This window comes from Paenibacillus canaveralius, from assembly GCF_047238265.1.
Lineage (GTDB): Bacteria > Bacillota > Bacilli > Paenibacillales > NBRC-103111 > Paenibacillus_F.
On record NZ_JBDFMM010000001.1, the window covers coordinates 5,382,393 to 5,398,077 of the forward strand.

Annotated in this window: 13 protein-coding genes, 2 tRNA genes, 3 rRNA genes and 1 other RNA gene; all 19 read right to left on the minus strand. The window is 52.1% G+C overall.

Going from position 1 to position 15,685, the window contains the following annotated elements; translation table 11 throughout:
- Positions 1-39 precede the first annotated feature (39 nt).
- Positions 40-1,068 carry a protein-arginine kinase McsB gene (gene mcsB, locus ABC395_RS24340; RefSeq protein WP_413006799.1) on the minus strand — a complete coding sequence of 343 codons (1,029 nt, stop codon included), beginning with the start codon at positions 1,066-1,068 and terminating at the stop codon, positions 40-42.
- An 87-nt stretch (positions 1,069-1,155) separates the two neighbouring features.
- Positions 1,156-1,674 carry a protein-arginine kinase activator protein McsA gene (gene mcsA, locus ABC395_RS24345; protein WP_103998033.1) on the minus strand — a complete coding sequence of 173 codons (519 nt, stop codon included), beginning with the start codon at positions 1,672-1,674 and terminating at the stop codon, positions 1,156-1,158.
- 12 nt (positions 1,675-1,686) lie between these two features.
- Positions 1,687-2,148 (minus strand): CtsR family transcriptional regulator, encoded by a 462-nt coding sequence (locus tag ABC395_RS24350; protein WP_103998034.1) that lies wholly within the window; start codon positions 2,146-2,148, stop codon positions 1,687-1,689.
- Positions 2,149-2,459: 311 nt separating this feature from the next.
- Positions 2,460-5,376: ribosomal RNA gene (locus ABC395_RS24355) — 23S ribosomal RNA — on the minus strand.
- Between the two features lie 252 nt (positions 5,377-5,628).
- Positions 5,629-5,704: transfer RNA gene (locus ABC395_RS24360), tRNA-Ala, on the minus strand.
- An 85-nt stretch (positions 5,705-5,789) separates the two neighbouring features.
- Positions 5,790-5,866 (minus strand) — tRNA-Ile (locus ABC395_RS24365).
- Between the two features lie 91 nt (positions 5,867-5,957).
- Positions 5,958-6,074 (minus strand): 5S ribosomal RNA (gene rrf, locus ABC395_RS24370).
- A 146-nt stretch (positions 6,075-6,220) separates the two neighbouring features.
- A 16S ribosomal RNA gene (locus ABC395_RS24375) occupies positions 6,221-7,774 on the minus strand.
- The 16S, 23S and 5S rRNA genes sit together here with 2 tRNA genes alongside, the layout of an rRNA operon.
- Positions 7,775-8,045: 271 nt before the next feature.
- A complete protein-coding gene (locus ABC395_RS24380; protein WP_413006800.1) occupies positions 8,046-8,165 on the minus strand; it encodes a pro-sigmaK processing inhibitor BofA family protein in 120 nt (39 codons plus the stop codon).
- Positions 8,158-8,310: a hypothetical protein gene (locus tag ABC395_RS24385; RefSeq protein WP_413006333.1), complete on the minus strand. Its 153-nt coding sequence runs from the start codon at positions 8,308-8,310 to the stop codon at positions 8,158-8,160. Before ABC395_RS24385 ends, ABC395_RS24380 begins: the two co-directional genes overlap by 8 nt.
- Complete coding sequence (locus ABC395_RS24390; RefSeq protein ID WP_413006334.1) at positions 8,307-8,582, minus strand: DUF2508 family protein; 276 nt, start codon at positions 8,580-8,582, stop codon at positions 8,307-8,309. Before ABC395_RS24390 ends, ABC395_RS24385 begins: the two co-directional genes overlap by 4 nt.
- Positions 8,583-8,761: 179 nt before the next feature.
- The gene (gene recR / locus ABC395_RS24395) at positions 8,762-9,358 is read right to left on the minus strand and encodes a recombination mediator RecR (protein ID WP_413006335.1); all 597 of its coding nucleotides are present in this window, start codon (positions 9,356-9,358) and stop codon (positions 8,762-8,764) included.
- A 62-nt stretch (positions 9,359-9,420) separates the two neighbouring features.
- Positions 9,421-9,732: a YbaB/EbfC family nucleoid-associated protein gene (locus ABC395_RS24400; protein ID WP_103997947.1), complete on the minus strand. Its 312-nt coding sequence runs from the start codon at positions 9,730-9,732 to the stop codon at positions 9,421-9,423.
- A 33-nt stretch (positions 9,733-9,765) separates the two neighbouring features.
- Complete coding sequence (dnaX, locus tag ABC395_RS24405; protein ID WP_413006336.1) at positions 9,766-11,508, minus strand: DNA polymerase III subunit gamma/tau; 1,743 nt, start codon at positions 11,506-11,508, stop codon at positions 9,766-9,768.
- Positions 11,509-11,595: 87 nt separating this feature from the next.
- Positions 11,596-13,044, minus strand: a complete 1,449-nt coding sequence (locus ABC395_RS24410; RefSeq protein ID WP_413006337.1) for an ATP-binding protein — start codon at positions 13,042-13,044, stop codon at positions 11,596-11,598.
- A 189-nt stretch (positions 13,045-13,233) separates the two neighbouring features.
- Positions 13,234-13,498: signal recognition particle sRNA large type (ffs, locus tag ABC395_RS24415), an RNA gene on the minus strand.
- A 94-nt stretch (positions 13,499-13,592) separates the two neighbouring features.
- Entirely contained in the window at positions 13,593-13,994 is a 402-nt protein-coding gene (locus ABC395_RS24420) for a hypothetical protein (protein ID WP_413006338.1), read from the minus strand.
- Between the two features lie 100 nt (positions 13,995-14,094).
- On the minus strand, positions 14,095-14,292 hold the full coding sequence (rpmE, locus tag ABC395_RS24425; RefSeq protein WP_016423669.1) for a 50S ribosomal protein L31: 198 nt from the start codon (positions 14,290-14,292) through the stop codon (positions 14,095-14,097).
- A 104-nt stretch (positions 14,293-14,396) separates the two neighbouring features.
- Entirely contained in the window at positions 14,397-15,659 is a 1,263-nt protein-coding gene (locus ABC395_RS24430; RefSeq protein WP_413006339.1) for a radical SAM family protein, read from the minus strand.
- Positions 15,660-15,685 lie beyond the last annotated feature (26 nt).

Here is a 15,685-nt window from a genome sequence, read left to right on the forward strand (position 1 = left end):
ACCTCCATTGTAATTTCGAACGAAAGTCGTATAGTACCATTAAACGTTATGACACGGCTTGAATCTTTCCCGAATGATTTGGGCGCGCCGGATATCCCGGTCGTCCGGTGATAACAGTTCACCTGCTATTTGCTGCAAAAATCCCGGCTGTGTCATTACGAGAAGCTCATTCATGGTGTGTGCGGGAACTTCCCCCACTAAATTAAGATCTATGCCAAGGCGGACATCGGATAGCCGCTGTGCCGCTTCCTTGGAATCGATAATCGAAGCATGAGTCAGAATTCCGTATGACCGCATAACACGGTCAGTTATACGTATTCTGGATTCCTGCATGAGTTGCCTTCTGGCGGCACGCTCGTGTTCGATAATCTGTTTGGCTACACTATATAGATTATCAATGATTTCATCTTCGGACTGGCCGAGCGTAATCTGATTGGAAATCTGAAACAAATTTCCTAACGCTTCACTTCCTTCGCCATATAGGCCCCGGACTGTCAGGCCAACCTGTGAAACCGCGGATAGAATTCGGTTAATTTGCTGGGTCAAAACAAGAGCGGGAAGATGCATCATGACCGAAGCCCGTATACCGGTTCCCACATTCGTGGGACAGCTGGTCAAGTAGCCGCGTCTTTCGTCAAAGCCGTAGTCGAGCTGGGATTCGAAAATATCGTCAATCTGGTTAGCCAAATCCCAGGCCTCTTTAATTTGGAATCCGGGACAAAGGCATTGAATCCGAAGATGGTCCTCTTCATTCACCATTATGCTGATAGATTCGTTGTCGTTAAGGATAACGGCTCCGTTCCGCGATTCGGTTGCCAGATTCGGGCTGATCAGATGCTTCTCTACCAAGATTCTTCGCTCCAGTTCATTCAGTTCCGAGAGCGGCACAAGCGTAAAGTCGCTGATCGTTTTTAAGTCTTCATTGCCCAGAACAGCTGAAACTTTCTCAAGCACTTCGGCGGACTGCTGGTTCGTGGCCAACATCGGAAACGGATAATCCTGCAGATTCCGCGCTATACGAATGCGGCTGCTGATCACGATATCCGAATCGGGACCGTCCCCTTTCATCCATTCGCTTAATGCTTCCTTGACAAAATGTCTCAAAGAGGAACCCTCCTTTTCTCCAAATTCAAAGGTTTGAGGCGGGCGTCGAAGTTAACTGCTGCCGGCTGACTTCTTATCGAGGTCGCGAATACGGTCCCGCAGTTGAGCCGCTTTCTCGAATTCTTCCTGTTCGATGTGCGTCTGGAGTTCTTTCTTGAGTCGCTCTACCTCACGCTTCTGCTCGATCTCTTGTCCGGAGCGTTTCGGCACTTTGCCGACATGCTGCGTATTCCCGTGAACCCGCTTAAAAAGGGGATCCAGCTTATCCTGAAAGCTTTCATAGCAGTGGCTGCAGCCGAAACGTCCCAATTTACTGAATTGTGAATACGTAAGTCCGCAGTGCTCGCATCTTATCGGACGGGCTTTGCTTGAAACCGTTCCGGAAGAAGGATCGAAGTCGAGCAGACCCGAAAGCAGATTATGAATGGAGAAACCTCCCGGCGTACCGGGGATCAGCTCGCCCTTCTCTTTAGCACACGTTTCACAGAAGTGAAACTCTGTCTTCTCACCGTTTACAATTTTCGTAAAATGAAGCGTTGCGGGCCGTTTGCCGCATTCTTGACAAAGCACGTCAACCCCTCCTTATTTGCTCAGTAAGGATATCAGCATCGCCTTCAAAATCCGGGCACGGACTTCATCCCGTAAAGGAAGCTTAAACTGAAGCACATCCCGCGATATTGCGGCTTTGATGATGGCAGCTTCCCTTAGACTGATCAACCGGCCCTCTTCCAGGCGGTAAATCAACCCTTCGGCCGACGCTTGATCTATACTTTCACGAATGGTCGTCATGATGGTGTCCAGCAAGGAGCCGTAGGCGTTTAATTCGATCTTCTGAATCCGGATGTAACCTCCGCCTCCGCGCTTGCTTTCGACCACGTAGCCTTTTTCAAGGGTAAATCGTGTGCTGATGACATAATTAATCTGAGACGGCACACACTGGAATTGATCAGCGAGCTCGTTCCGTTGGATTTCAATGGACCCTTCGGGGCTTTGCTGCAATATGTGCTTTAGATATTGCTCGATAATCTCGGAAACATTACGCATCAATTCAGCCTCCCGTTGTTGAGAAGTAAATTGACTTTGACTTTCTTTGACCTTAACTCAATTATAATCATTTCCATATTACTTTGCAAGTACCTGATAACGAGTTAAGCAGAACTTCCTCTCTTTAGTTTTAACGCTATCCTGAAAAATATGCAAATACAGCAAAAAACCTCTATGAAATAAATTCATAGAGGTTTCTTAGGTTGCTCCCTGAAAACTAGCAGCGAAACGTGCAATCGATCCATCCAAAGATCTTATGGTGCATACGCTGGGTATGCTTCTGATGCGGCATTTACTGTCGTAAGTGCCTCGTGGTCAAGCCCTCGACCGATTAGTATTGGTCAGCTCCACACATTGCTGTGCTTCCACCTCCAACCTATCTACCTCGTCGTCTTCAAGGGGTCTTACATACTGGGAAATCTCATCTTGAGGGGGGCTTCACGCTTAGATGCTTTCAGCGCTTATCCCTTCCGTACATAGCTACCCAGCGATGCCTCTGGCGAGACAACTGGTACACCAGCGGTACGTCCATCCCGGTCCTCTCGTACTAAGGACAGCTCCTCTCAAATTTCCTGCGCCCGCGACAGATAGGGACCGAACTGTCTCACGACGTTCTGAACCCAGCTCGCGTACCGCTTTAATGGGCGAACAGCCCAACCCTTGGGACCTACTTCAGCCCCAGGATGCGATGAGCCGACATCGAGGTGCCAAACCTCCCCGTCGATGTGGACTCTTGGGGGAGATAAGCCTGTTATCCCCAGGGTAGCTTTTATCCGTTGAGCGATGGCCCTTCCATGCGGTACCACCGGATCACTAAGCCCGACTTTCGTCCCTGCTCGACCTGTATGTCTCGCAGTCAAGCTCCCTTATGCCTTTGCACTCTTCGAATGATTTCCAACCATTCTGAGGGAACCTTGGGGCGCCTCCGTTACTCTTTAGGAGGCGACCGCCCCAGTCAAACTGCCCACCTGACACGGTCCCTCTACCGGCTTACGGTAGTAGGTTAGAACTCCGATACGATCAGGGTGGTATCCCAACGGCGCCTCCACCCAAGCTGGCGCTCAGGCTTCAAAGGCTCCCACCTATCCTGTACAGATCGTACCAAAGTCCAATATCAAGCTGCAGTAAAGCTCCATGGGGTCTTTCCGTCTTGTCGCGGGTAACCTGCATCTTCACAGGTATTAAAATTTCACCGGATCTCTCGTTGAGACAGCGCCCAAGTCGTTACGCCATTCGTGCGGGTCAGAATTTACCTGACAAGGAATTTCGCTACCTTAGGACCGTTATAGTTACGGCCGCCGTTTACTGGGGCTTCGGTTCACAGCTTCGGACTAGTCCTAACCGCTCCCCTTAACCTTCCAGCACCGGGCAGGCGTCAGCCCATATACTTCGCCTTGCGGCTTCGCATAGACCTGTGTTTTTGCTAAACAGTCGCTTGGGCCTTTTCACTGCGGCCCCCTCGTGCTATTCACACTACCGGGGCACCCCTTCTCCCGAAGTTACGGGGTCATTTTGCCGAGTTCCTTAACGAGAGTTCTTCCGCGCGCCTTAGAATTCTCTTCTCGCCCACCTGTGTCGGTTTGCGGTACGGGCACCTTCGCCTGGCTAGAAGCTTTTCTCGGCAGTGTGAGATCAAGACCTTCGCTACTGTAATTTTCGCTCCCCATCACAGCCCAGCCTTATGATGTGCGGATTTGCCTACACATCAGCCTCACTGCTTGGACGGACATCCATCAGTCCGCGTCCCTACCCTGCTGCGTCACTCCATTGCTCGTAACGGCTTACGGTGGTACAGGAATTTCAACCTGTTGTCCTTCGACTACGCCTTTCGGCCTCGCCTTAGGTCCCGACTTACCCTGAGCGGACGAACCTTCCTCAGGAACCCTTAGGCTTTCGGCGGATCAGATTCTCACTGATCTTTTCGTTACTCATACCGGCATTCTCACTTCTGTACAGTCCAGCAGTCCTCACGATCTACCTTCACTCCGTACAGAACGCTCCCCTACCCATGCACACAAGGTGCAAGTCATAGCTTCGGTGGTGTGTTTAGCCCCGTTACATTTTCGGCGCAGAGTCACTCGACCAGTGAGCTATTACGCACTCTTTAAATGGTGGCTGCTTCTAAGCCAACATCCTGGTTGTCTGTGCAACTCCACATCCTTTCCCACTTAACACACACTTGGGGACCTTAGCTGATGATCTGGGCTGTTTCCCTCTTGACAATGGATCTTAGCACTCACTGTCTGACTCCCGGGGTAATGTCTGTGGCATTCAGAGTTTGACTGGACTTGGTAACCCTTGGCGGGCCCCGCACCCAATCAGTGCTTTACCTCCACGACACATCCCCCGAGGCTAGCCCTAAAGCTATTTCGGGGAGAACCAGCTATCTCCGAGTTCGATTGGAATTTCTCCGCTACCCCCACCTCATCCCCGAATTTTTCAACATTCGTGGGTTCGGGCCTCCAGTGCGTGTTACCGCACCTTCACCCTGGACAGGGGTAGATCACACGGTTTCGGGTCTACGCCTGCATACTATAGTCGCCCTATTCAGACTCGCTTTCGCTGCGGCTCCGCCTTTTCAGCTTAACCTCGCATGCAAACGTAACTCGCCGGTTCATTCTACAAAAGGCACGCCATCACCCGTTAACGGGCTCTGACTTCTTGTAGGCACACGGTTTCAGGTTCTTTTTCACTCCCCTCCCGGGGTGCTTTTCACCTTTCCCTCACGGTACTGCTTCACTATCGGTCGCTAGGGAGTATTTAGCCTTGGCAGATGGTCCTGCCGGATTCCGACGGGGTTTCACGTGTCCCGCCGTACTCAGGATCCGTCTAGGCATACGTTCACTTTCGGCTACAGGGCTGTTACCTTTTGCAGCGGACCTTTCCAGATCACTTCACCTAATGAACTTTTGCCATGTTGACGTCCTACAACCCCAAGGAGCAAGCTCCCTGGTTTGGGCTAATCCGCGTTCGCTCGCCGCTACTGACGGAATCACTATTGTTTTCTTTTCCTCCAGGTACTTAGATGTTTCAGTTCCCTGGGTGTGCCTCCAATGCAGCTATGTATTCACTGCATGGTAACTGCGCATTACCACAGCTGGGTTCCCCCATTCGGACATCCCCGGATCAAAGCCTGCTTACGGCTCCCCGAGGCATTTCGTCGTTCGCCACGTCCTTCTTCGGCTCCTAGCGCCTAGGCATCCTCCGTGTGCCCTTATTAGCTTGACCAGTCGCTCCGTTATATCCTGACTCGTGCTAGTAAGCTGCGCTTACAAAATCACTTTTCAGCATATAACCTCGCTTTACATCGATCAAAACCAAAAGGTTTGGATGATTCTAGTTACATGTTTCGCTATCTAGTTTTCAAGGATCAACTTACTTCGTTACCGCTCAAAGCGGCAAGAGGTATCTTACCATATCACGCATCTTCAGATCAACCCGTAATTTACTGGAAATTAAGAGGATGTTGAAGACGGTTTTTGGTGGAGCCAAGCGGGATCGAACCGCTGACCTCCTGCTTGCAAGGCAGGCGCTCTCCCAGCTGAGCTATGGCCCCTCATTATATCGCCCACATGGTTATGGGGCCCCCGAAAAGTATTCGGACTCTTCCGCGAAGCTGCGCTTCACTTTTTGGGGTGTTATGGTGGGCCCTAGTGGACTCGAACCACCGACCTCACCCTTATCAGGGGTGCGCTCTAACCAGCTGAGCTAAGGGCCCGTATGTCGTGAGTGTTCACTCACTTTGGTCTTGCATGCCAGCAAGCAACTGCCTGCTCTTTTCGCAAAATAAAAACCCACAAAGTGGGTTCGCTTGGCAACGTCCTACTCTCCCAGGACCCTTCGGTCCAAGTACCATCGGCGCTGGAAGGCTTAACGGTCGTGTTCGGGATGGGTACGCGTGGTTCCCTTCCGCCATCGTCACCAAACGAATTGCGTGGTCTCCGGAGTCGCCAAACTCCAGAAGGTTTGTAGCTTGAAAGGTTCTTGCCCTTTCAAAACTGACAACGAGTGATTGAAGGTTGAAGGCATTGCCTTCTTGACTGGGTCCGTTGCAGGACCCGAGTCTCCATAGAAAGGAGGTGATCCAGCCGCACCTTCCGATACGGCTACCTTGTTACGACTTCACCCCAATCATCTACCCCACCTTCGGCGGCTGGCCCCTTGCGGTTACCTCACCGACTTCGGGTGTTGTAAACTCTCGTGGTGTGACGGGCGGTGTGTACAAGACCCGGGAACGTATTCACCGCGGCATGCTGATCCGCGATTACTAGCAATTCCGACTTCATGCAGGCGAGTTGCAGCCTGCAATCCGAACTGAGACCGGCTTTTCTAGGATTGGCTCCGGATCGCTCCTTCGCTTCCCGTTGTACCGGCCATTGTAGTACGTGTGTAGCCCAGGTCATAAGGGGCATGATGATTTGACGTCATCCCCGCCTTCCTCCGGTTTGTCACCGGCAGTCAACTTAGAGTGCCCAGCTCTACCTGCTGGCAACTAAGTTCAAGGGTTGCGCTCGTTGCGGGACTTAACCCAACATCTCACGACACGAGCTGACGACAACCATGCACCACCTGTCACCTCCGTCCCGAAGGAAAGGCTTATCTCTAAGCCGGTCAGAGGGATGTCAAGACCTGGTAAGGTTCTTCGCGTTGCTTCGAATTAAACCACATACTCCACTGCTTGTGCGGGTCCCCGTCAATTCCTTTGAGTTTCACTCTTGCGAGCGTACTCCCCAGGCGGCATGCTTACTGTGTTAACTTCGGCACCAAGGGTATCGAAACCCCTAACACCTAGCATGCATCGTTTACGGCGTGGACTACCAGGGTATCTAATCCTGTTTGCTCCCCACGCTTTCGCGCCTCAGCGTCAGTTACAGGCCAGAAAGTCGCCTTCGCCACTGGTGTTCCTCCACATCTCTACGCATTTCACCGCTACACGTGGAATTCCACTTTCCTCTCCTGCACTCCAGTCTCCCAGTTTCCGGTGCGAACCGAGGTTGAGCCTCGGGATTAAACACCAGACTTAAAAAACCGCCTGCGCGCGCTTTACGCCCAATAATTCCGGACAACGCTTGCCCCCTACGTATTACCGCGGCTGCTGGCACGTAGTTAGCCGGGGCTTTCTTCTCAGGTACCGTCACCCAAAGAGCAGTTACTCTCCTTGGCGTTCTTCCCTGGCAACAGAGCTTTACGATCCGAAAACCTTCATCACTCACGCGGCGTTGCTCCGTCAGACTTTCGTCCATTGCGGAAGATTCCCTACTGCTGCCTCCCGTAGGAGTCTGGGCCGTGTCTCAGTCCCAGTGTGGCCGTTCACCCTCTCAGGTCGGCTACGCATCGTCGCCTTGGTGAGCCGTTACCTCACCAACTAGCTAATGCGCCGCAGGCCCATCCGTAAGCCACAGATTGCTCCGTGTTTCACAGTCTCTCCATGCGGAGAAACCGGTTATCCGGTCTTAGCTACCGTTTCCGGTAGTTATCCCGATCTTACAGGCAGGTTGCCTACGTGTTACTCACCCGTCCGCCGCTAACCATCGGAGAAGCAAGCTTCTCTTCAAGTCCGCTCGACTTGCATGTATTAGGCACGCCGCCAGCGTTCGTCCTGAGCCAGGATCAAACTCTCCGATAAAGTTGTGCTAGCCGTAAGGCCAGCGGTTTATCTCAAGCTGATTAAGCTCAAAAAATTCGTTGCTGACGAGAATTTCTTCTCATTTATTGTCTCATTACTGAGACGCTTCAATCACTCGTTGTTCAGTTTTCAAAGGACAATCTCGGCTTGTCAGCCTCGTTGTCGGCACCGTGTTTCAGCGGCGACTTAAATAAGATACCACGGCACAAATACGAAGTCAACAATTTTCAAACATACATTTTTAACCAGGTAAACTATATGCCTCATCGGCTTATACCAACGCGACTTTGAGAGCGGATAAAAGCATTAATCCAGGCACGCCTAAAACGGATACGATTCCTACCGTGTAGATGTTAATCGGCAGTTCAAGCCCGGTATATCCGTTAAGCAGTCTGCATACCGTAAAGCAGAAATGCGGCTACTACAACATGCACTCCGATGCTCGAAAAAATCCTGCGGGCGCCCGGTTGGCGAACCAGCATAAACAGCAGGGCTCCGGCCGACAAAGCAAGCATTCCCCATACGGCCATTTTCATCCCCGCACCTCCTCAGTAATATGATACGCGGACGTCACGTTTTGCTTTTTAGCCTGCCTGAGCAGCATTTCATAGCGCTTTTCCGCCGCTTCTACCGCATAGATGGCATAATCGATCTCGTCTTTTTCCAGAGCTTGTTCAAAATGATGCTGCGCCGTTTTCCACTGCGAATGAGCCAATCTGATCTCGGCCAGCAGCTCCCGCTTGTCCTGTTCCTCCGTCTTTTGCGTACCCCGTTGAAACAGAAACGCACTCTTCCTCAGTTCATTCATTGCCTTTTCCCCCTGTACTCATAATCGCCATGAGCCTGTCATCTTTAATATTTATGGAGAAAAAGGACCGGTTTAGAACTTGTCCGGCAACAAAAAAACCGCCCTTACAAGAAGGACGGCCAAGGATATTTGTTTTACGGCTGATCAAGTATGCCTTGCAGACAATGGAGAAAGCCTATCTAGATCTCCCTGCGTCCTTCAAGTGCCTTGGTGAGCGTCACCTCGTCCGCATACTCTAGATCTCCGCCTACCGGCAGACCGTGCGCGATACGGGTCACTTTAAGGCCAAAGCCTTTAACCAGCCTGGAAAGATACATGGCCGTTGCTTCGCCTTCAATGTTTGGATTGGTGGCCAGAATCATCTCTTTGACATGCTCGTCTCCGAGACGTTTCAGCAGTTCGGCAATGTGAATCTGATCCGGGCCAATGCCCTCCATGGGAGAAATGGCGCCGTGCAGCACATGATAGTAGCCGTCGAATTCTCTCGTCCGCTCCATCGCAACCAGATCCTTCGGCTCCTGAACCACGCAGATAACGGACCCGTCGCGGCTTTTGTCCTGACAGATACGGCACGGATCAATATCCGTAATATTGCAGCAGACGGAGCAGTAATGCAGATTGCGCTTGACGTTCACGAGCGCCTTGGCAAAATCAAGCACGTCTTCTTCCTTCATGCGGAGAACGTGAAAAGCCAGACGTCCGGCTGTTTTGGGGCCGACGCCGGGCAAGCGTGTAAATGCGTCGATTAATTTGGAAATCGGTTCTGGATAATGCAACGCGGGGTTTCTCCTTTTTGTGAATAAAGATGGAAAAAAGGCTTCTTACGAAGCCCTTTACCTTAAAACAGTCCGGGAATATTCATTCCGCCCGTAAATTTACCCATGTCCTTGCCGGCCACTTCTTCCGCTTTGTTAAGCGCATCGTTCACGGCAGTCAGAACAAGATCCTGCAGCATTTCGACATCGTCCGGATCGACTGCTTCCGGCTTAATCGCGATTGCCGTCACTTTCTTATGCCCGTTCGCAGTGACCGTAACGACGCCGCCGCCGGCCGTTCCTTCAACTGTTTTGCTGCCGAGTTCCTCTTGAACTTTCAGCATCTGTTCCTGCATTTTCTTCACTTGTTTCATCATTTGGTTCATGTTATTCATATTCCCAACTCCTTCTTCTTAATGGGGCTGACCTTATTCATCTTTAATGCTCACCAGATCTTCGCCAAACAGCTTGATCGCTTCGTCCACCCACGGTTCCTTGTCCGGTTCCGAGTCTTCGGCTTGGAGCGTCATTTCTTCCCTCGCCGGTTCGGAGGCGCCTTCGCGGGCTTCCTTCCATTCTTTCTGCATGACGGTCGCCAGCTTAAGCGTTTCTCCGAGCGCTTCAGAAATCACCTGCTCAATCAGCTGCTTATTGGCCGGTTTCTCCGTCGTGTCACGGTGCATGGCGCTTTTGAAAGCCACCAGCACCGTGTCTCCGTGAATAGCGACGGGCTCTCCGTCCACCAGCCACGCATGAACGGTAATTTTCCGCTCCTTGACCATGGCCAAAATCTGCGTCCACTTGCCGAGCAAGGCACGTGTATGATGGCTCTCGACCGCGCCCGTGAAATCGTCCAGCCGGACCGATGCCCTGCGCACCGCGGCATTAGACGAACGCGGCGCTACCGGAGACCGTGCCGGCTGCTGCGCCCCCGCAGCGGGGACTCCCCCTTGCATCAGCTTGGCAAGCTGCTCTTCCAGCTGCTGAATTCGGCGGGTAAGCTGGGACAGGGCTTCGGGTTCCGGCTCAGCCGCCGCCGAGCGGGTAACGGGGGCGGCTTCCGCCGGACGGCCCCCGCCTCCCGAAGCGATGGCTCCGCACGCTTTCATGACTGCGACTTCCAGGATTGTCTGCGGCTGCACGGAGTACTTCATCTCGCTTTGGTACTGATTCAGCACTTCGATGATCGCGATAAGCTGATCGGTCCCGAAACGGGACGCAACCTGCTCCAGCCTGGCGACATCGAAAACGCGTTCCGTCAGCACGGACGAATCCGGAACGAGGCGGATCATCAGTAGATCGCGGAAATAATGGATCAGGTTCTCCATGCATTTATCCGCACTCTTGCCTTCCTGCATAAACTGATCAATCAGTTCGAGTGCGGCGCCGATGTCCTGCTCTCTCATGCTTCCGACCAGTTTCTCAAACTGCTCCGATGCCAATCCGCCCGTCATGGCAACCACATCGCTCGCGGTGATGGTTCCGACGGCAAAAGAAGATGCCTGATCCAGCAGGCTCAAGGCATCACGCATCCCGCCTTCGGACAGGCGAGCAATATAGTGAAGAGCCTCTTCTTCGATACCGATGTTCTCTTCTCGGCACACGTAGGCAAGCCGCCCGACCTGCTCTTCCATTGACACGCGGCGGAAATCAAACCGCTGACAGCGGGAGATGATGGTAGCGGGTAGCTTGTGAGGTTCCGTCGTAGCCAAAATAAAGATAACGTGAGCCGGCGGCTCCTCCAACGTCTTTAGAAGCGCGTTGAAAGCTTCCGTGGTCAGCATATGGACTTCGTCGATGATATATACTTTGTACCGAACTTCCGTCGGTGCATATTTCACTTTGTCCCGGATGTCGCGAATCTCTTCCACACCGCGATTGGATGCGGCGTCGATTTCCACGACGTCCATAACCGAGCCCTCGGAGATCCGGATGCAGGCTTCACATTCATTGCACGGTTCTTCGGCGGGCCCATGTACACAGTTAACGGCTTTGGCCAAAATCTTGGCCGCGCTCGTCTTCCCTGTACCGCGGGGACCGCTGAATAAATAAGCATGGGTAAATCTTTGTTCACGCAGAGAATTCTGCAGCGTCTGTACGATCGGCTTCTGGCCGACTAACTCCCGGAATGCTTGGGATCGCCAAGTCCGGTATAAAGCGATATGTGTCATAGGTTTACTCTCCAATAATTCGTTCTGAATTATTGAACTCATTATACTATAACCCGGGCGGGAATTAAACTCGGAAAGCGCGGGGAATCAGATGCAGGGGATGCTGACTGTGAAGGTGGTTCCGTAGCCTTTGGACGATACGCGTATGTGACCGCCCATATCATGGATAATCCGCTGGCAGACCGACAGTCCGAGTCCCGTTCCTTCCTCTTTGGTCGTAAAGAACGGATCGAATATTTTATCGATAACATAAACCGGAATACCCGGGCCCGTATCGTGTACTTCGATATTGACAAATCTGCCGTCGGACTCCAGCTTTTCCGCTATCGTGAGAGTTCCTCCGTCGGTCAGCGCTTCGATGCCGTTTTTGCATATATTCAGAAATACCTGCTTCAATAGCTCCTGATCGGCGATAACGGGCGGCAATCCGCAGGATTCTTCGTAATTCATGTGTACTTTATGCAGAATAGCCTCGTTGTTGATGATCGGCAGTATTCCTTTGATGACCGTTGAGACGTCTATTTTCTGCAGCAGAACGTTCTTGGGCTTACCGAGGAGGAGGAATTCGTTAACCAGTTCGTTTACCCGGTTGATCTCATCCAGCATCACATCGATATAGCCCTGCTCTTTGGCCATATCCTTGGATTCGAACGTCTTTTTAAGCACCTGCAAAAATCCCTTGATCGACGTTAACGGATTTCTGATTTCGTGTGCCGTACCCGCCGCAATCTGGCCGATCATGGCCAGGCGGTCGCTGCGCTGAACCTGGGCTTCGAGAGAGCGGAGGTTGGTGACGTCTTTAAAAATAATGTAAGCGCCAACGATTTGATCCTCATTGTCCCTCAGTAAATTGGAATCCAGCAGCAGTTCGTACCGTTCCTGATTGTTCATCCACGATACCGCATGATTCCTCACGATTCTGCCGTCCAGCAGAGTTCTCTCAACGAGGCGGTGTTCCGGCGGAACCGCAGCGAAGATATCTTCTATTCTTTTGAACAGGATGGATTCTTTATGAAAGCCCAGCACCCGGCAGGCCATATCGCTAATATCCACGAGCCGGAATTCGGTATCTATGAGCAGAACTCCCAGATTGACGTCTCTTAAGAAGGTGCCCGAAAAACGCTGGAGCAAATTTTGTTCCGATATCTCCTCCAAGTCATCGAGCAGGAAGAGGTAGTGAGGTTCGCTGTTCACTTCCGCAAACAGCATGCTGCATTTCTGCAGCTGAATAAATCCTTGGCTGTCTTTTACGATCGCGATGGGAACCTTGCCGTCCGCCTTGTCGCGGTCCGTATCAAAATGCCGGCTATAGAAACGGTCCACCGGTTCAGGAAGTTGGATGACCTCCGAAAAAGACGCCGTTCTCATATCCTCCGCGGTATATCCGGTTCGAGTCAAAAATGGTTCGTTCACGTACACCATCTCATTGTGAGCGTTGGCTACAATCAAACAGCCCTTAAACATTTCTTCCAATCTTACTCCCAGCTCAGCTGCGGAAATGAACACCCCTATATGATGAAGGCTGGCATCCAACATTTGTCCTTCCCCCTCTTTATAACAGCTTTAAGCCGAAAGACTGCGAATGTTTACCTATTCTCTCATTTTTAGCATTTTCCTTCTATTGGAAAACAAAAATCGACGAACTGTCATTTTTATGTAGAAAAAGAGAACGCAAAAAAAGCCCTCCGCTGCCGGAAGGCTCGTTTTTTGTAATCTTATATAAGGCCGTGCACCTGTTATTGATAAAGCGATACGAACGTACCTTTATCGTTAGCTCAAGTTAGGCAACCCCTCGGCACATGGGCGGTCCTGCTTACGGCTGCTTCCTTCCGGACCTGACCGGGTTCACTGGTGCTCATTGCGAAGGACCCGACTCTCAACACCACGTGTAAAGGCCAGACCTCACATCGACAGTACCTCTAACAGGGATTCAACCCCGCTACAGCGGATTGCGGGCAACAGGGCACCGCTACCTCCCCGTCTAGCACGGCAAAAATAAGTATAGCCCATTGTGAAGCAAAGTGCAACTCCGGGGAGAAACTTACCAAACAACAGCGTTCAGGCTCTGGAATAAAAGCGCTCTTCTACCGTTTAACGGTAACGATAAACCGGTATCTCGGCAAATGCGTGTGCAAATCCTGCTCGGCCTGTGCCCGGATCGCTGCCGCCTTCTCGGGCGGTGTCCCCGGCCGGACGGAAAGCTTCACGTAACCGATGGGACCGTTAAACTGAAGATGCGTGTCCACGACGCCTTTCAGCGTTCCCAGCACTGACAGCGCGATATCCGAATCGGCCTGGTAAGTGTGGTAGCCCGGGTTTAACGCCAAATTCGGATTTGCGCTGGTCGTGCCCAAATAACCGTCACTGGAGTAATTGTACGCTTTCGGACCGGCCGGCTGGCCCGGACTGCATCCGGTTATGGCTGCCGCCATCACAAGACCGGCCAATAAACCACCTGCGGACCGCCTGACATTAACGTTTCCCAAAGCAAAAACCCCCCTTGGTATCCTGCTTCGTGCTAGGCACGCTATTAGGATGACCCGGGAGGGTTGTGTTATGCAATCCGAATTGAGGAAAAACCTCGAATTAGATACCGTATTTCTTCTTGAACTTGTCCACACGACCGCCGGCATCGATAAACTTCTGTTTGCCGGTGAAGAACGGATGGCAGTTGGAGCAAATCTCAACGCGGAGGTTCTCTCTAACAGAGCCGCTCTCGAAAGTGTTGCCGCATGCGCAAGTTACCGTTGTTTCGTGATAGTTGGGATGGATCCCTTGTTTCATTCCCATTCACCTCTTTCCGCCCTGGATCTATTCGTCGAACCAGAGTTATGATGACACATAAACTCATTATAGCATGAGTGTATCTTTTATTGCAATGGGGTTGTTCAAGCTCGCTGGGCACGATCGAAGAAAGCCGGTATATGCGTGTAAGACCCGATCACTACATCCGGAAGCTCTTCACGGTAAATATCCAGCATCTGCTTCATGCCGAGAATATCGCCTTGGGCTTTCGGAATCAGATTCAGATAGCTCTCGGGGTCGATATTGAGGTTCCTCATCTGAATCAGACGCAGTCCGGTCCGGCGTACAAATTCGATCATCGCTTCCACTTCTTCTTCCCGGTCGGTTACACCCGGGAAGATCAGATAGTTGATCGACGTGATAACGCCTTTGCTCGAGGCGTACTTCAGCGATTTCTCGACGTTGGCGAGCGTGTATCCCCGCGGCTTGTAGTACGCGTTATAGTGATCGTCGAGAGCCGAAATGGTGCTGACCCGCATGAGATCAAGTCCCGCGTCTACAATTCCGCGGATATGATCGCTTAAGCCCGCGTTGGTATTGATGTTGATATAGCCCATATCGGTGCGGCTGCGCACTTCGCGCATGGCCTCGATAATGAGTTTAGCCTGCGTGGACGGCTCACCTTCGCAGCCTTGGCCGAAGGAGATAATGCTGTCCGGTGTCTTAAGGTGCTCCAGCATAACTTCGGCGAACTCCTTAGCCTGCGGCTTGAAGTTCATCCGTGTCTGCGGAGCGGGAAATCCGCTGTCGTCGGGCTGTTCGGAAATACAGCCGAAGCATCCCGCGTTGCAGGAGAAAGAAACCGGCACCGCGCCTTCCCAGCGGTTCAGGAAGGTATTCGACGCGGTGAGGCATTCGTACTCCAGCGCGCATTTGGACAGATGTTCGTACAGCCGGTTCTCCGGGTATCGGGCACGCAGTTTTTCGACGCTGACTTCCAGCTCGTCCGGATCACAGTTGCGCGGATTCCAGGGTTCGGGGTCGTCGCACTGCTCCGCGGCGACGTAGAAGGCCCCGTCCTTCCACACGACGGCCGTATAACCGAATAGAGGGAACTTTTCCTCCTTATCGGTTTTCACATAGCCGGGCAGCATAAGCCGTGTAAAGCCTTGGGGCAGAAGCGCGCCAACGGCCGCATAATCCCCGGGCAGCACTTCCATCTCGCCCGTTTCCGTGTTGATCCCGACCGCTCTCGTGTGAGGCAGACTTACCAAAGTCGCCCCCTCCGGAAGCGGGATAAGCTCTTCTTCCAATAATTCCACAATCTGATCGGCACTCCGACCGAGCGCTTCGTATTCGGGATGATCGAATACATTGCCGGACGGGTCCGCATAAACCACATTCATTGTCAGGTACTCCTTTGAATGGGGAT